At 56.2% G+C, this 19,922-nt stretch carries 16 protein-coding genes; 2 read left to right on the top strand and 14 right to left on the bottom strand.

From position 1 onward, the window contains the following. Nucleotides 1-55 precede the first annotated feature (55 nt). From atpA to mnmG, 10 genes are all read right to left on the bottom strand, one after another. A complete protein-coding gene (gene atpA, locus QLQ17_RS01085; RefSeq protein ID WP_283207690.1) occupies nt 56-1,600 on the bottom strand; it encodes a F0F1 ATP synthase subunit alpha in 1,545 nt (514 codons plus the stop codon). Between the two features lie 28 nt (nt 1,601-1,628). Further along, nucleotides 1,629-2,165, bottom strand: coding sequence for a F0F1 ATP synthase subunit delta (locus QLQ17_RS01080; protein ID WP_283207689.1), 537 nt, complete (start codon nt 2,163-2,165; stop codon nt 1,629-1,631). A gap of 12 nt (nt 2,166-2,177) precedes the next feature. Further along, complete coding sequence (locus QLQ17_RS01075; protein ID WP_283207688.1) at nt 2,178-2,648, bottom strand: F0F1 ATP synthase subunit B; 471 nt, start codon at nt 2,646-2,648, stop codon at nt 2,178-2,180. A 97-nt stretch (nt 2,649-2,745) separates the two neighbouring features. Continuing rightward, entirely contained in the window at nt 2,746-2,973 is a 228-nt protein-coding gene (gene atpE / locus QLQ17_RS01070) for a F0F1 ATP synthase subunit C (RefSeq protein WP_027830230.1), read from the bottom strand. A gap of 46 nt (nt 2,974-3,019) precedes the next feature. After that, nucleotides 3,020-3,874: a F0F1 ATP synthase subunit A gene (gene atpB / locus QLQ17_RS01065; RefSeq protein ID WP_283207687.1), complete on the bottom strand. Its 855-nt coding sequence runs from the start codon at nt 3,872-3,874 to the stop codon at nt 3,020-3,022. Nucleotides 3,875-3,889: 15 nt separating this feature from the next. Beyond that, a complete protein-coding gene (locus QLQ17_RS01060) occupies nt 3,890-4,252 on the bottom strand; it encodes an ATP synthase subunit I (protein ID WP_283207686.1) in 363 nt (120 codons plus the stop codon). A gap of 310 nt (nt 4,253-4,562) precedes the next feature. Beyond that, entirely contained in the window at nt 4,563-5,432 is an 870-nt protein-coding gene (locus tag QLQ17_RS01055; protein ID WP_283207685.1) for a ParB/RepB/Spo0J family partition protein, read from the bottom strand. 53 nt (nt 5,433-5,485) lie between these two features. After that, nucleotides 5,486-6,280 carry a ParA family protein gene (locus QLQ17_RS01050; protein WP_283207684.1) on the bottom strand — a complete coding sequence of 265 codons (795 nt, stop codon included), beginning with the start codon at nt 6,278-6,280 and terminating at the stop codon, nt 5,486-5,488. 16 nt (nt 6,281-6,296) lie between these two features. Further along, complete coding sequence (gene rsmG / locus QLQ17_RS01045) at nt 6,297-6,944, bottom strand: 16S rRNA (guanine(527)-N(7))-methyltransferase RsmG (RefSeq protein WP_283207683.1); 648 nt, start codon at nt 6,942-6,944, stop codon at nt 6,297-6,299. 9 nt (nt 6,945-6,953) lie between these two features. Continuing rightward, nucleotides 6,954-8,840 carry a tRNA uridine-5-carboxymethylaminomethyl(34) synthesis enzyme MnmG gene (mnmG, locus tag QLQ17_RS01040; protein WP_283207682.1) on the bottom strand — a complete coding sequence of 629 codons (1,887 nt, stop codon included), beginning with the start codon at nt 8,838-8,840 and terminating at the stop codon, nt 6,954-6,956. 593 nt (nt 8,841-9,433) lie between these two features. Between mnmG and QLQ17_RS01035 the strand changes: the two genes are divergently transcribed. Further along, on the top strand, nt 9,434-10,708 hold the full coding sequence (locus QLQ17_RS01035; RefSeq protein ID WP_283207681.1) for an EAL domain-containing protein: 1,275 nt from the start codon (nt 9,434-9,436) through the stop codon (nt 10,706-10,708). Here the strand turns inward: QLQ17_RS01035 and QLQ17_RS01030 are convergent. The 3 genes from QLQ17_RS01030 to QLQ17_RS01020 are packed head-to-tail and all read right to left on the bottom strand — an operon-like array spanning nt 10,681 to nt 15,477. Continuing rightward, entirely contained in the window at nt 10,681-13,809 is a 3,129-nt protein-coding gene (locus QLQ17_RS01030; RefSeq protein ID WP_283207680.1) for an efflux RND transporter permease subunit, read from the bottom strand. The genes QLQ17_RS01035 and QLQ17_RS01030 overlap by 28 nt on opposite strands. Nucleotides 13,810-13,812: 3 nt before the next feature. Next, nucleotides 13,813-14,907: an efflux RND transporter periplasmic adaptor subunit gene (locus QLQ17_RS01025; protein WP_283207679.1), complete on the bottom strand. Its 1,095-nt coding sequence runs from the start codon at nt 14,905-14,907 to the stop codon at nt 13,813-13,815. 27 nt (nt 14,908-14,934) lie between these two features. Then, nucleotides 14,935-15,477, bottom strand: a complete 543-nt coding sequence (locus tag QLQ17_RS01020) for a DUF3833 domain-containing protein (protein WP_502867359.1) — start codon at nt 15,475-15,477, stop codon at nt 14,935-14,937. A gap of 241 nt (nt 15,478-15,718) precedes the next feature. Here QLQ17_RS01020 and QLQ17_RS01015 point away from each other — a divergent pair, with 241 nt between their 5' ends. Then, nucleotides 15,719-17,539, top strand: coding sequence for an acyl-CoA dehydrogenase C-terminal domain-containing protein (locus tag QLQ17_RS01015; protein ID WP_283207677.1), 1,821 nt, complete (start codon nt 15,719-15,721; stop codon nt 17,537-17,539). Here the strand turns inward: QLQ17_RS01015 and QLQ17_RS01010 are convergent. Next, nucleotides 17,529-19,922, bottom strand: coding sequence for a bifunctional diguanylate cyclase/phosphodiesterase (locus tag QLQ17_RS01010; RefSeq protein WP_283207676.1), 2,394 nt, complete (start codon nt 19,920-19,922; stop codon nt 17,529-17,531). The two genes, QLQ17_RS01015 and QLQ17_RS01010, sit on opposite strands and share 11 nt — an antisense overlap.

The following is a 19,922-nucleotide window of genomic DNA, read 5'->3' as shown; positions in this document are numbered from 1 at the left end:
CAAGTTAGACACTCATATGGACCAGTGGGCCTACCTCGGCAGGCCCCCCTGGGCGTTACCAGCTTTGAGTGGTCTTGAATTTCTCCAGAGCAGCTTTCAGGCCGGCGGCGACGTCGTCGTCATACTTGCCTTGGTCGCCGATCTTGTCGAGCAGGTCTTTCTGTTCGGCACGCATCCAATCCAGGAGTTGCGCCTCAAACTGAACTACCTTGTTAACCTCGACATCGTCCAGGAAGCCTTCGTTCGCTGCGAACAGTACGGTACCCATTTCCGCAACGGTCATTGGGCTGTACTGGTTCTGCTTCATCAGCTCGGTTACGCGCTGACCGTGCTCCAGCTGCTTCCGTGTGGCCTCGTCCAGATCCGATGCGAACTGGGCGAATGCCGCCAGCTCACGATACTGTGCCAGGGCCAGACGGATGTTACCGCCGAGCTTCTTCATGATCTTGGTCTGAGCAGAGCCACCAACCCGCGATACCGAGATACCGGCGTTCATTGCCGGACGGATACCGGAGTTGAACAGGTTGGTTTCCAGGAAGATCTGACCATCGGTAATGGAAATTACGTTGGTCGGAACGAATGCGGAAACGTCACCGGCCTGAGTCTCGATGATCGGCAGTGCGGTCAGAGAGCCGGTCTTGCCTTTCACTTCACCGTTGGTGAGCTTTTCCACTTCGTCGGCATTGATCCGGGAAGCACGCTCCAGCAGACGGGAGTGCAGGTAGAAAACGTCACCTGGATAGGCTTCACGACCCGGCGGACGACGCAGCAGCAGGGAGATCTGGCGATAAGCCACAGCCTGCTTGGACAGATCGTCGTAGATGATCAGAGCATCTTCACCGCGGTCACGGAAAAATTCGCCCATCGAGGTACCGGAATACGGCGCCAGGAACTGCATGGCAGCAGGATCTGCTGCACCGGCGGCAACCACGATGGTGTGGTCCATGGCGCCGTGCTCTTCCAGCTTGCGCACAACCGCGGCGATGGACGACTGCTTCTGACCAACGGCAACGTAGATACACTTGATGCCGGTGTGCTTCTGGTTAATGATCGCGTCGATGGCGACAGCGGTCTTACCAATCTGACGGTCACCGATGATCAGCTCACGCTGGCCACGGCCGATTGGCACCATGGTGTCGATCGCTTTCAGGCCGGTCTGCACCGGCTCGTCAACGGACTGACGTGCGATAACGCCAGGCGCAACCTTCTCAACCGGAGAGGTCTGGCTTTCGCCCAGCTCGCCCTTGCCGTCGATCGGATTACCCAGACCATCAACAACACGGCCCAGCAGCTCGTTGCCCACCGGTACCTCAAGGATACGGCCAGTACAACGAACCTTCTGGCCTTCGGCCAGATCTTCGTAATCACCCAGCACAACCGCACCAACAGAGTCACGCTCCAGGTTCAGGGCCATGCCAAAGGTGCCGTTGGCAAATTCAATCATCTCGCCGTACATAACGTCGGCAAGACCGTGGATCAGCACGATGCCGTCGGAAACCGACAGGATCGTACCTTCGTTTTTTGCTTCGGAAGAGATATCGAGTTTTTCGATCCTCTTCTTGATGATGTCACTGATCTCGGATGGATTCAGTTGCTGCATGCCTTTGTCCTCAAACCTTGTGCTGAAATCAGGAGCCCATGGCTTTGGCCATTCTGGCCAACTTGCCACGAACTGAAGCGTCGATAACCAGGTCGCCTGTACGTACCATCACCCCGCCGATCAAAGACTGATCAACCGAGGTTTCAAGCTCTACCTTGCGCTCCAGCTTCTTGGACAGAGCGTCGATCAGTTTCTGCTGCTGTTCGGTGGTCAGTTCAAACGCAGTGCTGACCTCCAGATTCACGGTGCGTTGAAGTTCGGCACGGTGAAAGCTGAACAGATCCGAAACAGCGGGCAAAAGCGCCAGACGCTTGTTTTCAGCGAGAATCAACAGGAAGTTTCTGAGTGCTTCCGGCAGTGGCTCTTCGAAACAATCGGCGAAGAGTTCTGCCTTGCGCTGCTCAGACAGGCCCGGAATAGCCAGGATTTTTTTCACCTCTGGGTCGGCCGCAACCTTTGCAGCGAAAGCCAGCGCCTGATCCCATAGATCAACGGCATTCTGGTCCTGCGCAGCATCAAAAACGGCTTTCGCGTAGGGTCGGGCTAACGTAATCAGTTCTGCCATGATGACCCTCGCTTAGAGTTCTGCGGCCAGCTTGTCCAGCATCTCGCTGTGAGCTTTGGCGTCGACAGAGCGTTCCAGGATCTTCTCGGCACCGGCAACGGCAAGTGTCGCCACTTCTGCCCTCAGTGCGTCACGAGCCTGAACGCGCTCCTGCTGAATTTCCGCCTTGGCCTGCTCAATGATTTTCTCGCCTTCTTTGCGAGCATCGTCTTTGGAGGCTTCTACAATCTGGGCGGCACGCTTGTTCGCCTGGTCAATCAGACCCGCAGCTTCTTCTTTCGCCTTCTGCAGTTCCTTGGAGGCTTTTTCCTGCGCAAGCTCAAGATCGAGTGATGCCCGATCGGCGGCAGAAAGGCCGTCGGCAATTTTCTTCTGGCGCGCTGCCATGGCCTCGGTAATCGGCGGCCATACATACTTGACGCAGAACCAGACGAAAATAAAGAAGGCAATCGATTGCCCTATTAACGTAAGGTTTATGTTCACGGCGATATACCTCTTGCTGGTCGTTGCATTCCGGTGTCCGTAACACCGAGCGCAGCCTCACTCCGGAGAGCGAGAGCCGCACCCGCTTAGCGGTCGATTAACCGGCAACAACGAAGATCAGGTACATCGCGATACCAACGCCGATCATGGGAACCGCGTCAAGCAGACCCGCCATGATGAAGGCTTTGGTCTGAAGCTGGTTGCCAAGCTCTGGCTGGCGAGCAGTAGATTCGAGCAGTTTGCCGCCCAGCAGACCGAAACCAATGCCAGCGCCCAGGGCGCCCAGTCCGATGATCAGTGCTGCTGCAATAAATACCATTTCCATTGAAGACTCCTCGGTTTTCTCAGATAGTTAAGGGTTTGTTTTCTAATCAGTGATCTTCGTGCGCGGCGCTGAGGTAGACCACAGCGAGCGTTGTAAAGATAAAGGCCTGCAGCGTTACTACCAGAATGTGGAAGATGGCCCAGGGTACGTTCAGGGTCCACTGAACCCACAAGGGTAACAGCGCAATCAGGATGAACACGACCTCACCAGCATACATGTTGCCGAAAAGTCGCAGAGCCAGGCTGACCGGTTTGATGATCAGAGCCAACAGTTCCAGTACCAGGTTGAAAGGTACCAGTGACCAGTGGTTGAACGGTGTAAAGGACAGCTCCTTGGCGAATCCACCCGGGCCTTTAACCTTGAAGCTGTAGAACAGAATCAGCAGGAAAACGCCGATGGAGATACCAAAGGTTCCGTTGGGATCTGTGGTTGGAACGATCTTGAAATATTCCAGACCCATCGCGTGCGCAATGGAGGGAATGTAATCCACCGGGATCAGCTTCAGAGAGTTCATCAGGAAGATCCAGACGAACATGGTCAGCGCCAGCGGTGCAATGATGGGATTCTTGCCGTGGAAGACGTCGCGAACAATGCCTTGGACAAACTCGACCGTCATCTCAACCACATTCTGCAGCCCGGTCGGGGTATCGGTAGTGGCCCGTTTCGCCGCAAATCTAAACAGGGCAAGAAATACCACGCCGATAAAGATCGACCAGCCCATGGTATCTACATGGACGGCCATGAAGCCCATGTCCATGGCTTCCTGGCTGGTTCTCGCCATCGTCCAGGTCGCTTCCTCTACGACAGTGCCATCGGCACGCTCGTAGCCAGCCGGCAGTTTGCCGTAGGTGAGGTTTTGTAGGTGGTGCTTTATATACTCTACTGGGGTATCAGCTGCCATACTGCTCTCGTCCAGTCATCGCTGTGGTTGTGGCCGGATAAACCATCGCAGAAGCGGGCTTAGCGCAACCATCACAGCAAAAGTGAATAACAGAGCTGATACGTGTATCGGCTCTATTAAGATGAAAACGGCCGCGAAAAAGACGGCTGTCAGAGCGAGCTTGATTGACTCGGCCCTGAACATGTTGCCCACCACCAGGCGCGCTTGTCGGGCGCCTTCAAACCGGAACATCCGGTGAGCAAAATACGCGTTTGGTATGACATAAATAAGACCGCCTATAAATGCGGAATAACCAGCCAAACGATTTTCAAAACTCCATCCAAAGCTGAGCAGTGCAATCAGACTCAGCTCGATTGCCAGCCATTGATAAAACGGCAATCGGGTTATTCGCTTTTTGGCTCTGGGCATGGAACCAGCCTGACAATGGTTCTGGATAAACAACCTCTGCTTCCTGCCAGCAACCCGTCGGAGTTAATGCAAGCGCGCGAAATTATATGTGTTAACCGGTAGCGGTTCAACAGAGCCGACGGTAAAAATTGGTGGAAAAATAATCAGGTTAGCGTGCTATTTAGTCAAAACTGACACAAGTTGTGTCATGCATACTCGCACGTAACGATATGTGGTGTCTTTAACACCCTATCGGTTCTTTGGCACTAATTTCAAAAACCGCCAGCCAGGATAACCTTGATTACTTGATATGGCCCAAGATACCGTCCAATTCGTCCAGTGACGTGTATTCGATCACCAGTTTGCCTTTACCCCGCTGACCATGGGCAATCGACACACGGGCACCGAGCCGCTCGGCAAGGTCATCCTGGAGGGCACGAATATTGGGGTCGATCTGGCCTTTGGCCGGTTTGGCCGGTTTCTGCTGCTGCACCTGACGCACCAGCGCCTCCGTCTGCCGAACCGACAGGGATTTGGCCACAACCTGACGGGCCACCTGCATCTGCTGCTCGGGCGGAAGCGTCAGCATGGCGCGACCGTGGCCCATTTCCAGATCTCCGTGCTCCAGCATTACCCGTACGTCTTCGGACAAGCTGATCAGTCGCAACAGGTTCGTGATGGTGGTGCGTGACTTGCCAACCGCTTCCGCCACCTGGGACTGGGTCAAGCCAAATTCTTCCTGTAAGCGCTGGAGGGCGAAAGCTTCTTCGATAGGATTGAGGTTTTCACGCTGAATGTTTTCAATCAGCGCCATGGCGATCGCGGCGTCGTCTGGTACGTCCCTGATAATGGCAGGGATGCGATCCAGCTCGGCCATTTGCGTGGCGCGCCAGCGACGCTCGCCGGCAATCAGCTCAAACCGGCCCTCGGCAATCGGGCGGACGACCACCGGCTGCATAACGCCTTGCTGACGAATGGAATCTGCCAGTTCCTGCAGAGCTGCCGGGTCCATGTCACGACGAGGTTGGAAGCGGCCTCGCTGAATCAGATCAACCGGTACTTCACGCAGTTCACCGTCGTGATCGCGCACTTCCTGATCCAGGTTTACTTTGGAACCCTGTAGCAAAGCGCCTAATCCACGCTCACCCAGTCCTCGTTTCTTCGCCGCCATGGTGTCTGTCATTCGTCCTGATAAAAAGCTGTGCTGATAAAAGTGGGGGTAGTTTACACGGCCACCGGCTCAGATGTCTTTTTCGCACCGTGGCGCCGCACCATTTCACCGGCCAGGGCTAAATAGGCCACTGCGCCCTTGGAACTCCGGTCGTATTTCAGTGCCGGCATACCATAGCTGGGGGCTTCCGCCAGTCGAACATTTCGCGGAATCACTGCCCGGTACACCTTGTCGCCAAAATACTCATTGAGCTGGCCAGACACATCCAGAGTCAGGCTATTGCGAGGGTCGTACATGGTGCGAAGGATTCCCTCGATCTTCAGTTCCGGGTTCACCGTTTCCTGGATTTGCTCCACCGTGTTCATCAAGGCGGCCAGACCCTCCAGCGCATAATATTCACACTGCATCGGAATCAATACCGTATCAGCGGCGGAGAGGGCGTTGACCGTCAGCAAGTTCAACGATGGAGGGCAATCGATCAGAATGTAATCGTAGTTTTCCCGAACCGTGTTCAGGGCCAGACGCAGCCGATGCTCGCGGCCAATCTCGTTCATCAGCTCAACTTCGGCTGCCGTGAGGTCACCATTGGCGGGCAACAGGTCAAACCCGGATGCCTCGGCGTGAAAAATCACTTCTGCCGCGGACGAACGCTTGGTCAACATGTCGTATCCCGACAGTTGCAGTGCGTTTTTATCCACACCGCTTCCCATGGTGGCGTTACCCTGAGGGTCCATATCCACCAGAAGAACACGACGCTTGGTTGCTGCAAGAGACGCCGCCAGATTGACGCAGGTCGTGGTTTTACCCACGCCGCCTTTTTGATTGGTCACCGCCATTACGCGCGCCATGACTCGCCTCCTGTGATTAGTTCTGAACGTCCGAACGGCGCCGGATGACCAGCAAATGCCGATCTCCGTCGGAGCCGGGTACCACCAATGCCTGATGGGAAACGACCTGCCAGGAATCCGGCATCGCCGCCACTTCATCATCCGGAAACTGACCTTTCATGGCAAGGAACTCGCCGTCGATTGCCAGCAAATCGCCGCACCAGGTGACCAGATTCTCCAGCGCTGTAAACGCCCGGCTGGTGATCTGGGCGTAGGGCTGATCTGGCTGACAATCCTCGGCACGACCATGAATAACATCGACATTTTTGAGGCCGAGCTCAAGCACACACTGGGTCAGAAAACGGGTTTTCTTGCTGTTGCTGTCCAACAGCGTAAATTGAGTGTCTGGGCGCGCAATGGCCAGTGGAATCCCGGGCAATCCGCCCCCGGCACCAACATCCAGCACCGACTCCGCTGTTACGAATGGCAAAACGCTCAGGCTGTCCAACAACTGGCGAGACACCATCTGCCCGGTATCTCTCACAGCAGTCAGGTTGTATGCCCGGTTCCATTTGTTTAACAGGGCAAGGAATGCCAGGAGCGTCTGCTGAGCCTGCTCATTCAGGGTCAGACCCATGTCTGCCAGGCCATCACTGAGCTGTCGCTGCCAGAGTGATTCACTCATTCAAACGGCTCAGGCGGATTGCTTGCGCAATAGATCACGCTTCTTCAGGTGAACCAGTACCTGTGAAATGGCCGCCGGGGTCACACCCTGTATCCGCGAAGCCTGAGCCACGGTTTCCGGACGAACCTCTTTCAGTTTCTGTTTGATCTCATTGGACAGGCCGCCAATGGCGTCGAAATCCATGTCGTCCGGCAGACGCGTGTTCTCGTTGCGACGCAGACGCTCGATTTCGTCCGCTTGACGAGAGATATAGCCCTCGTACTTGATCTCGATCTCTACCTGATCGGCGACGTTCGCATCTTTTTCTGCCCCATCGACCATCTGGGCAATATGCCGATAATTGATTTCCGGACGACGGAGAAGCTCGGCCAGTGACTGGTCACGGTTTAGCGGCTGGCGCAGGAACTCGTTGGCCTTCTCACCGCCGTCAGTGCCCGGATGCAAGCGAGTGGATTCCAAGCGTGAACGCTCGGCCGCAATGGCCTCTCGCTTGTGGTTAAACGCCTGCCAGCGATGCTCGTTCACGAGCCCCAGTTTGTGACCGGTTTCAGTCAGCCGCAGATCGGCATTGTCTTCCCGCAGGATCAGGCGATATTCCGCACGGCTGGTGAACATACGATAGGGCTCTGAGGTACCCATGGTGATGAGGTCGTCCACCAACACGCCCAGGTAAGCTTCATCCCGGCGTGGATACCACTCATCTTTGTCCTGGGCTTTCAACGCGGCGTTGATACCGGCGAGCAAGCCCTGGGCGCCTGCCTCTTCATAACCGGTCGTGCCGTTGATCTGGCCCGCAAAATACAGCCCCTGGATGAACTTGGTTTCCAGGGTATGACGCAGGTCCTGCGGGTTCAGGAAATCGTATTCGATAGCATAACCCGGGCGCGTGATGTGGGCGTTCTCAAACCCTGGAATGCTGCGCACAGCCGCCAGCTGGATATCGAAAGGCAGGCTGGTAGAAATGCCGTTCGGGTAAAGCTCGTTGGTGGTCAGTCCCTCAGGCTCCACGAAGATCTGATGGGAATCCTTGTCCGCGAAGCGGTTTACCTTGTCCTCAATGGATGGGCAATACCGTGGCCCGATGCCCTCGATATCACCGGCAAACATCGGCGAACGATCAAACCCACTGCGGATGATGTCGTGGGTCTGTTCAGTGGTGCGCGTCACGTAACAGCACACCTGCTCGGGGTGCTCGTCACGGGAACCCAGGAACGACATGACCGGCGCGGGCTGGTCTCCCCATTGCTCCTGCATCACGGAAAAGTCGACGCTGCGGGCATCCAGGCGCGGCGGCGTGCCGGTTTTCAGACGACCCACGTTGAAGGGCAATTCCCGTAACCGTTGAGCAAGCGCATTTGCCGGCGCATCGCCAGCACGGCCACCGGCATGCTTTTCCATACCAATGTGAATAACACCGCCCAGGAAGGTGCCGGTCGTTAACACCACGGTTGGCGCCCGGAACCGAATACCAGACTGGGTCACCACACCAGTGACCCGCTCGCCTTCCACGATCAGGTCATCAGCCGCTTGCTGGAACAGCGTAAGATTGGGCTGGTTTTCCAGGATCTCGCGAATCGCGGCCTTGTACAGCACCCGGTCTGCTTGAGCACGGGTAGCCCGCACTGCAGGCCCCTTGCGGCTGTTCAGTACCCGGAACTGGATGCCGGCTTTATCCGTGGCGTGGGCCATGGCGCCGCCCAGCGCGTCAATTTCTTTCACCAGATGGCTTTTGCCAATACCGCCGATGGCGGGGTTGCAGGACATCTGGCCGAGGGTTTCGATGTTGTGGGTCAGCAGCAGTGTCTGGGAGCCCATACGGGCCGCCGCCAGCGCCGCCTCGGTGCCGGCATGGCCGCCACCAATGACAATGACATCAAAACGGGTTGGATAATCCACAACATCACCTCGGAAAAACGGGGTTATACAAATTGAAAGACACTGCAAAAACAGGGCGGGGAGTATAACGCCTCACCCAATGAATTGCAGTCAGAATGTGCAAATTTTAACCAGAGCACCTGACTGAAGAAACCAGAATGGGCAAGGAAAGGGCATCACCCGAATCAGGACGGATCAGGAAAAACCGAAATCTACTAATTTTCAGCACCTTGGAGACTTTAATTCACATGAGTTTTTAAGAAAGTTATCCACATAGTATTGGCTAAAAAATCGCCCTTAAATTTATTATAGATACTTGTTTTTAAATTATTTTTTCAAATTCACTCAGGTGTTATCCGAAGGTTGTTCAACATTTTATCCACAAGATGCGCTGAATTCTGGACCAACAGGCACCTAACCCGATCAGATACCAGGCCTTATGCACCGAATCGATGCAATATCGTCTGCTTCTGGCCGATGAAATCAGTTTTGACGCCGATAAACGATTTGGAACGGTGGTTTTTTGACTTTCTGGTACGAAGTTCGCTTGAGAAGACTCACTGATTTCATTTACAGGGGCCCTGGCACCGAGCCGGAGCCAAACAGGAACCCTCATGAATCGCGTCATTTCACTGTCACGTTACCGTCAGAGTACGCCCGAACCTGCTACCACAGAAGAACTGTTGGAAGGCCTGAATGTCCGCTCGGCCTACCAACCTATTTTCAGCCCGACGCACCAGAAACTGGTGGGTTTTGAGGCGCTGGTCAGGGTGGATGACGGGGCCGAGTCACTGTCACCTGTGGAACTGTTCGAACGAGCCGATACAACTGAACAGACCGTTCAACTCGACAGCTTTCTGGTCCATCGGCATGTGGAAAACTTCAGCGGCCGTCATCTTCCTGTCTGGCTGTTCCTGAACATTAATCCGGAAACCTGTACTCACCCCACGTCATCTCTGGATCGGCTGGTGAGCCAGTGCACCGAGTGTGGCATCTCTCCGGAAAAAATCGTTCTGGAACTGGTAGAGACCACCAGTAGCAACACCAACGCATTGCTGGAGTTCATTGACCAGGCCAAGGCGCGGGGGTTTCGCATCGCCATTGACGATTTCGGCACCGGAGATTCGAATTTTGAACGCCTGTGGCGCATGGACCCGACCATCGTAAAGATTGACCGAAGCCTGTTGGTCAACGCAGAACAACATCACCGAGCGCGACTGCTGCTTGAAAGCCTGGTTCGGATGATCCGGGAAAGCGGCAGCCTGGTTCTTTTGGAAGGCATTGAAAACGAGGCCCAGGCAAGAATCGCGCTGGATACCGAAGCAGACCTGCTGCAGGGGTTTCTGTTTGGCAGGCCGGGTATTGTGGAGAACACGTTGATGGCCTCCCAGGAGGCCGGCCTGTCGGGAATGATGGAACAATCCCGACGTCGATTTCAGCAAGAAAGTTCTGACCAGAGCAGTTTCCTGAGATTGCTGCGATTTGAGATTCTGGAGGCTTGCCATCGGCTGGCACGGGAGGAGCCGTTTGCAGAGGCCTGCAAATCGGTTTTCGAAATGGGAGGTGTAAAACGTTGCTTTATGCTGAACTCGAACGGCGTCCAGCAGGGCAATCTGGCGTTTTCCGGCAAAGACCGCTGGCCCCAGCATTTCAACCCGCTCTACCGCTCGGCGGGGGCCTGCTGGTCACACCGGGAATATTTCCTGAATGCTCTGGAGCGCCCGCAGGACATCAACTGTTCGCGTCCCTACGTCGGTCTTCCTGACGCCACGCGAACCATCACACTGTCTACCTGCATGATGTCCGGAAACACTCGCCAGGTATTCTGCGTAGACATTCATCCGGACGAACTGTTTGACGGTCAGTTGTGCTTCCCGGCTACCCTGTAGCCATCGGCGGTATCGCTAGCCTGTCGGTCCAACTCCAGCGCCACGGCATTGGTGGACTTCGCAAATCTGGCCAGCAGATTGTAGAGCACCGGAACAATAAACAGGGTGAGGGTGGTGGCAAACACCAGCCCCCCCAGAATCACAATCCCGATGGACGCCCGGCTCTCGGCACCGGCGCCGGTGGCCAACACCAATGGCACGGCGCCAAATACCGTGGAAATGGTGGTCATTAACACGGGCCGGAACCGCAGGATGGCGCCTTCAAGAATCGCATCCCTGACTTCATAGCCCTTATCCCGCAGCTGATTGGCAAACTCCACGATCAAGATGCCGTTTTTTGCCATCAACCCCAACAGCATGATGATGCCGATCTGGCTGTAGATATTCAGGCTAATGCCGGAAAACAGCAGTGCAAACAAGGCCCCGGTGACCGCCAATGGCACCGACAGCATGATGATCATGGGGTGAATCCAGCTCTCAAACTGAGCCGCCAGCACCAGGAAAACAATGACAAACGCCAGCGCAAAGGTGACATAAATGGCGTTCGACGACTCCTGGAATTCCCGACTCAGGCCTTTGTAGCTGACTCTCGCTTCAGGCGGTAAGTGGTCCACCGCCAGATTATTCAGATAGTCCAGCGCCGACGCCAGGTCATACCCATCCGCTAGGGAACCGCTGATCACCACCGCCGGAAGTCGGTCGATGCGACGCAGGTCGGGATTCGCGCCCACTTCCTCAACATCCACCAGTGCCTCAAGGGGTATCAGTTCGCCACCCTGGCGGGGCCGCAAAAAGATCTGGCCCAGATCACCCGGTGTTGCACGGTCGGCATCGGAGGCCTGAAGAATTACATCGTATTCCCGGCCACGATCCAGATAGGTCGTTACCTGTCGCGAGGCCAGCATGGTCTGCAGGGTCAGGCCGACGTCCTGTACCGTAATGTCCAGGTCGGCGGCTCGGTCCCGGTCTATAGACACGTTCAGTTCCGGGCGAGTCAGCTCGAAGTCGGTGTCCAGGCTCAGCAGATTCGGATTGTCCTTGGCCCGCTCAACGATCTCTTCACTCCAGGCCTGAACCGATTCGTAGTCCGGCCCACCGATGACAAACTCCACAGGCTGGCTGAAACCACGTTGGCCCAGCCCCGGCGGATTGACCGCCACCAGGCGCACACCCGGCACATCGGCCAGCTTGCGTCGAATCTCATTGGTGATGGTTTGCTGCTTGACGTCCCGTTCACTCCAGGGCGTCAGGCCCATGATGATGAACGCGTTGTCGGCCTCATTACGGAACCCGACAATGGCGAGAATACGGTTGGCCACTCCCTGTTCCAGATAGGGCAGTAGCTGCTGTTCGGCCTTTTTCACATGGTGGTCCGTGTATTCCACGGTGGAACCCCGCGGTGCGCCACCGGGCATAATGATAATGCCCCGGTCTTCGGTCGGTGCCAGTTCCTGCGGCAACTTGGGGAAAACCACAACCGCCAGTAGCAGCCCCACCATACCCAGACCCAACAACAGACCGGGCTGGCGAAGTGAAAACTTCAGCATGCGTTCGTAACCACGGGTCAGGCCGTTGAGCACGCGTTCACTGAAGGCCCAAAGGCGGTGGCCTTCTTCGGTCTCCGGGCTGTGTTTCAGCCATTTGGAGCAGAGCATCGGCGCCAGGGTCAGGGCGACCAGGCTGGATACCACCACCGCAGCGGCCAGGGTAAACCCGAATTCTGCAAACAGACGCCCCACATTGCCCCCCATGAATGAAATGGGCACAAACACCGCAATCAGCGTCAGAGTCGTGGCAATAACGGCGAAAGCGACCTGTCGGGCGCCGCGATAAGCAGCCAGCAACGGTGGCTCGCCGTTATCAATACGACGCTGAATGTTTTCCAGCATCACGATGGCGTCATCGACCACCAGGCCAATGGCCAGTATCACCGCCAACAGCGTCAACACGTTGATGGAAAAGCCCAGCGCGCCCAGGCCAATGAAGGCGCCGATGACCGCTACCGGTATGGTCACGGCGGGTATCAACGTGGCACGCCAGGATCTTAGGAACATGAAAATCACCAGAATCACCAGCGAAACCGCAATCGCCAGGGTGATCGCCACTTCCTTGATGGACGCCCGTATAAAAATAGACTCGTCGTAGCTTTGAGCGATGTTCACTTCCGGGGGCAGGGTTTCGCGAATCTTGTCCAGTTCAACCTGTACCAGGTCTGACACCGCGACCGTGTTGGATTTCGATTGTCGAATAATCCCGAGTCCAACCGCCGTCTGGCCATTGAATCGCAAGCGACTGGTGTCGGATTCCACGCCCATCTGAACATTGGCCACGTCGCCGAGCCGCAAAAGATCATTGCCGTCCCGCCGAACCACCAGATTGCGGAACTCGTCCACGCCCGATAACCGCCCCTTGGCCCTGACCGTGAAATCCCGGGTAGAGGATTCCACAGACCCGGCCGGCAACTCCACGTTATTGGCGCGAAGCGCCTGTTCCACCTCTGCCACCGTAATATCGCGAGCCGCCAGTCGTTCCCGGTCCAGCCAGATCCGAATGGCGTATCGGCGTTCACCACCGATACGGACATCCGCGACACCGTCGAGCACTGACAGGCGATCCACCAACACCCGTTCGGCGAAATCGCTCAGTTCAGCGCTGTCCCAGACGTCGCTGCGCAAAGACAACCACATCATTGGACGGGCATCCGAATCGGCTTTACGAACAACGGGCGGATCGGCTTCTTCCGGCAGGTCATTGGCCACCCGGGCCACGGCATCACGAACATCGTTGGCCGCAATATCCACATCCCGGGAGGTATTGAATTCGATGGACGTGCGGCTCTCGCCCTGCTCAGTACTGGATTCGATGGAACGGATGCCTTCGATACCGCTGATGGCGCTTTCGATCACCTGGGTGATCTGGGTATCCACTACTTCGGCGGCCGCCCCTACATAATCGGTGGAAATGGACACCACCGGGGGATCAATATCGGGATATTCCCGCACAGGCAGGCCTTTCAGCGCCGCCAGACCAAACACCAGTATCAGCAGGCTGATGACCGTGGCAAACACCGGTCGCTTGATGGAGATGTCAGAGAGCACCATGGATCAGGACTCCCGGGTGTCGACAAACCGGTTATCCGGGATGGCCGCCGTGTCCTCCACCACCTGGATTCGATCGCCGCTGCTAAGGCGGTCCTGCCCGGTGACCACCACGCGGTCTTCCAGAGTCAGACCAGAAGCAACTTCCACGATACCGGGCGACCGTGAACCCAGTTGAACAGACACCCGCTTGGCGACACCGTCCAGAGCCACAAATACATAGGTTTCATCGCCACGAATCATAACCGCCTGTTCCGGAATGATCAGGGCTTCCCGTTGCCGCAAGGTGAGTTCCGCCGCCATATACTGGCCCGGGCGAAGCTTGCCATCGGCATTGTCGATCATTGCCCTGACCGGAAGTGTGCGGCTGAGTTCGTTGATTCTGGTACCCAGCTCCACCAACTCACCCTCAAACCGGTCTTCGGGAAATGCGGGCGTGTGGCCCTGCACCCTCTGACCAAGACGAATCTGGCCGAGAAACTTTTCCGGGATAGCAAAACTCAGCTCCATCTGGCTAGTCGCGTCCAGAGTGGCCACTTCGGTTCCTGACCCCAGATAGGCACCCATACTGATGTCGTTCAGACCCACCACGCCTGCGAACGGTGCTTCGATGCGGTGATTGTCCACACGCGTCTGGGCGGAGGCCAGCTGTGCTTCGGCAACGTTGACCCCGGTGCTGAGTGCGTCCACCTGGGACTGGGAAATGCTGTTGTTCGAACGCAGGCGACGGGCACGCTCCAGCTGGCGACGAGCGTCAGCCAGGGTCGCCTGCGCGACCTGCAGGTCCGCCCGGGCCTGGCGATCGTCCAACCGCAAAAGAAGCGCGCCTTCGGCAACCTTGCTTCCGGCATTCAGATTCATCGCCACAACCCGGCCGCTGACTTCGGTCGTCAGTGCGACCTGATCCCGGGCTTTCAGGTTACCCACTGCGCTGACCGAATCGGTGACCCGATCAAGGGCTGGACTGACCACGTTGACCTTGCTGGCAGGACGCTGTCGCTGGTTGTCAGCCGCAGTCTCGGGCGCCAGAGAATTCCAGGCGAATACTCCGCCGCCGGCCAGTACCAGCAGACCCAGCGCAATCATCCATTGTTTTGCCATTGGTCAGTTCCAGGTTAAAAACCGTGATTATTGCTTCTGTATCACCAGTACAATTTCGCCAACCTTGAAACCCCATTTGGTCATTTCAGTTTCGTTAATCAGCGTGTCCGGCGTGATCAGATACATCCAGTCGTCCATACTCACGTCGATGGTGCTGTCATCGTCACCATAAGCCACGCGGAGGACGTAATTCATATTGATGGCGTTGCCCTGCCAGCGCATGGTGCCAGGCTCCACCACATCGCCTGCATCGGCATGAAGGGATCCGTCCTGGTTCGGCGTCAACGTCCATTTCCGGGTTTGAACTTCACCATCGTTAAAGCGGAACTCTTCGTCCAGAGTGCCCACACCTTGGTCATTCCAACTGGCGTCAATGTCAGCGTCAAACGTCCGAATGACCTCACCGGACCTGTTCTTGACCACGCCGCGCGCCGAGAGTTCACCGGTAAAGAATTGCTGGGGGGTCAGGGTGGGCTCAAGGTCGCTGTAGGCGTCCAGGGTGGGGCCCGCGCAACCGGCCAACAGCACCAACATTAACAATAACGACAGGTTACGGCCCAGGCCAGTCATCGACAGGGCTCCAAAGCTTCTTTGCATGACTTTTACACTCCTGAGTGGGTTGCGTTAAGCGAATGACATAGATACGCCCGGCCATTGTCAGCCGATCAAAACCACCATTTTGGAGCAGGTGTCATTTCGGCCAATTGTCTTTTTTGACAGAGGGGTCAGCGGTTTTCGTCAATGGCAGGCACAGTGGATTGCCGTACAACTGCCATCCATACGTCAATCGGATGTGAGGATGGGAGTCACCATGCCAGTCTATAAAGCGCCTTTGCGCGATGTGAAATTTCTGTTGAATGAGGTGTTTGATTATCCAGGGCACTATGCATCACTGCCCAGTGGTGAGAACGCGACACCGGATATCGTGGACGCCATTCTGAGCGAATGTGCCAAATTCTCGGAACAAGTGCTCAGCCCGCTGTACCAGAGTGGTGACGAAGAGGGCTGCACCCTGACCGACGGTGAAGTGAAAACACCTGCGGGCTATAAAGATGCCTACGACCAGTACGTGATGGGCGGCTGGCAGGGATTGTCTGCGCCGGAGCACTACGGCGGCCAGGGGCTTCCCGCCTCTATGGGCCTGCTGAAACAGGAAATGATGGGCACAGCGAACTGGCCTTTTTCCATGTATCCGGGGCTATCCATGGGTGCCATGAATACCATCTACCTCCATGGCAGTGAAGATCAGAAAGAAACCTATCTGCATCCGATGACCGAAGGCCGCTGGGCCGGCACCATGTGCCTGACCGAGCCGCAGTGCGGCACCGATCTGGGCCAGGTCAAAACCAAGGCAGAGCCCCAGGCGGACGGCAGCTATCAAATCACCGGTACAAAGATCTTCATTTCCTCAGGCGATCACGACCTGACTGAAAACATCATCCACATCGTACTGGCCCGGCTGCCAGATGCCCCGAAAGGCACTCGCGGCATCAGCCTGTTCATTGTGCCCAAATTTCTCCCCGCCGAAGACGGCCAGGTGGGTGAGCGCAACGGTGTGGTTTGCGGCAGTCTTGAGAAGAAAATGGGCATCAAGGCGTCCGCTACCTGCGTGATGAACTTCGACGGCGCCAAAGGCTTTTTGATCGGCCCGGAAAATCAGGGCCTGGAATGCATGTTCACTTTCATGAATACCGCCCGGATCGGCACCGCGATACAGGGCGTGGGCCCGGCCGAACTATCCTATCAATGGGCATTGGATTACGCGCGGGAACGGCGTTCCATGCGGGCGGTTTCCGGCAAGAAGGAACCGGATCAGGTAGCTGACAGCCTGATCCATCACGCCGACGTGCGCCGGATGCTGCTGACCCAGAAAGCCATTGCTGAAGGTGGTCGCGCCATGCTCTATGACGCGGCGCGGCTGGCAGATCACATGGTAGAGGCCCACACCGCCGGCGATCCGGAAAAGGCAGACCAATACGATGACAAACTTGGCTTTTTGACCCCGATCCTCAAAGGGTTTTTGACCGAGCTGGGTAACGAGGCTGCCAATCTGGGCGTGCAAGTGTTTGGCGGCCATGGCTACATTTGCGAGCATGGGATGGAACAGATCGTGCGGGACACTCGCATTGCCACCCTGTATGAAGGAACCACCGGCATCCAGGCTCTGGACCTTCTGGGCCGAAAGGTGCTGTTGATGACCCAGGGTGGGGCGGTTCGCGACTATACCCTGAGGATTGCCAATTTTGCCCGCAAGTTGCTGACCGATAAAAAAATGCGGCCTTACGGTCTGGAGCTGCTAAAACTCACCGGCCAGTGGAACTGGCTGACCGTTCGACTGATGCTGATCGCCCGCAAAGACCGGGACATGGTCAGCGCGGCAGCCAATGATTTTCTGATGTACAGCGGCTATGTCTCCATGGCGTACATGTGGGCTCGAATGGCGGCAGTCGCGAACCAGAAGCTGAAACACGGTGGCGAGGAATCGGAGTCTTTCTACAAGAGCAAGCTGGCGACCGCCGAGTTCTATTACGAGCGCCTGTTACCAAGAGCCCAGGCACATGCGACTTCCATGCTCAGCCCAAGCAGGACCCTGATGAGTCTCGACAGCGACGACATGGCCTTTACCGGCTAGCCGTCGTGTAATCCGGGCTGGGCCGGGCCATGCTGAAATATTCGCCCTGAGAGAAATCGATGCCCAGCTCAAGGACTTTTGCCTGCACCTGCTCGTTGTGGACAAATTCGGCTACCGTCTGCATGTTCAGACTGCGGGCGAATTCCACGATAGCACTGGTGACCAGGTAGGCAGTCTGATCCTCGTGCAGATGCTGGATCAGACTGCCATCAATCTTGATGAAGTCAACATTCAGGCTGAGCAGATGGGCGAAATTCGAGTAGCCGGTACCAAAGTCATCGATGGCAATACGACATCCGAAGGGCTTCACACGTTCGATAAAGACTCGTATGTCCTCGTAATTTGCAATGCCGTCGGATTCCAGAATCTCAAATATCACGCGGTTGCCGACACCCGTTGATTGCAGGGCCGCCAGAATTCGGCGAACCGTCTCGGGTTCTGTAAGATCACCGGAAGACAGATTGATCGAAAATTCTTCATCACGCTCCGCAAAGCAGGCAAAGCATTTCTCGATCATCAATCCGGCAATGTACTGGTTCAGGCGTAATTTGTTGGCGATATCCACGAATCGGCCTGCGCTGATCACGCTGCCATCCGCTTCGACCATCCTCACCAGACACTCGTATTTGGTGATATCTCCGCGACGATTGTCATGAATAGGCTGGAACCAGGGCACCAGTCGGTCTTGTTCCACCGCTTCTTTCAGATGGTTTGCCCAGTAGAGGTTGTTTTCGTAATTCTCTTCGATACCGATGGCTGAGTCATACAACAGATAGTGTCGGCCGTGTTCACGCGCCTGAACCACCGCTATTTTGGCCTGGCTGACCAGTTGATCGGCGGCCTCTCTCGACGGCCGGTGCTCACGTTGCGCCAATCCAATACTGACATCCACGGTCAGGCGTTGACGCTGCCAATCAATCCGTTCGTTAGTAATATCGTGTCGTACCTTTTCAGCGAGGCTCTGCAACGCCTCCGCAGGCATTACCAGGGTCAGTATTGCGAATTCATCGCCGGACAACCGGTATACCTGATACGCACTCAAGCCTTGCAGTTTGCCAAACTGAACCAACCTTTCTGCAATCGCCAGCAATACTTCATCACCGCACTCATTGCCAAACAGACCGTTGATCTGGCTGAAACGGTCCAGATTGATGATCAGCAGGGCGGCGCCTTTCCGGCGTTGCAATTCCCTCAACAGACGGGCCCGGTTAGGCAAACCGGTCAGTCTGTCGGTGTAGGACGCCTGCAATTCCCGAATCAGCTGGATGATGCGATACAACAGAAAAAGACTCAGCAGTAGAACCAGCGCCACCGTGCCCGCCAGTATCCGCTGGTTAGTCCTTTCCATCGGGCGCAACACGGCATTGATTTCCTGCAAAGGTACCCCGGCACCGTAGACCATGCCTCCGTGAGTGATGGCAAAGTAAAGCTCATACGCATCGTTGTTCACGGTGAGGCGACGGGTTGCCAGGGTGTCTGTCTGATCTGATGAGGCATCAGCGGACGTTTGAGAAGGTTCAATCTGGTTGCGTAATTCCAGTTCCAGAATGGCATCGATCAATGCCTGCTCCTGGCGGGTATCCTCACCCTGACTGAGACTGGACAGATTGCGATTGTTGCGGTCGTTGAGGAACGCGAAGCTGTGGTCGGTGACGGTAATACGGCTGACCAGATCCACAATCTGATTGGCGCCCCAGGCCGTGGTCGCAAAGCCCAGCAGGTTGCCCTGCCGATCAAACATCGGGCTGGCCAGGGTGAGCACGGCACGTTCGGTATTCATATCGAAATACACCGGTGACCAATAAACACTGCCTTCACCCACCGCTTTTTCGATGTTCTGGTTATCCAGGATCTGGCTGTACCAGGGTGCGTTACTGAACCGGCCGAACCGGGCTTCCGTTTCCAGCCGTGTCACCGGGCTCGACTCGGTGTTGCGAACAAAATACGGCATGTAACTGGTACCCGGTCCGGTCAGCAAACCCGGCTTGAACCAGAGACCGGCCCCGGCGGCGCCGTCAAAATCCTCAAACTGTTCGCGAATCGCCTCTTCCAGTCGGCTTTTCAATCGAGCTTGTTCAGCGTCCGACCGATCCCCGCTCATCAAGTCATTAAAGCTTTCACCGACGTTAGCCAGCGTGGTGGTATAACCGGCCAGAGACGACTGGCGGGCGTTAATTCGTGACAGCCCGGCAGCCACCACCTCCTGGATTTGCTGGCGCCGAAGTTCAGACATGGCTTCCTGTGAATAACGCAGGTTCAGGCTGGATAGCAGAAACAGACCGAAGATGAACACCAGCAGCAACAGCCCAAGCATCCACATGATGGACTGGCGGGAAGATGGATTCTTGAGGTTGGCCCATCGCCTGGACAGAATCCTCGGCAT

The organism is Marinobacter sp. CHS3-4 (assembly GCF_030053415.1).
Taxonomy (GTDB): Bacteria; Pseudomonadota; Gammaproteobacteria; order Pseudomonadales; family Oleiphilaceae; genus Marinobacter.
The sequence above is the reverse complement of the archived record's forward strand: the minus strand, read 5'-3'. Positions and strand labels throughout refer to the sequence as shown.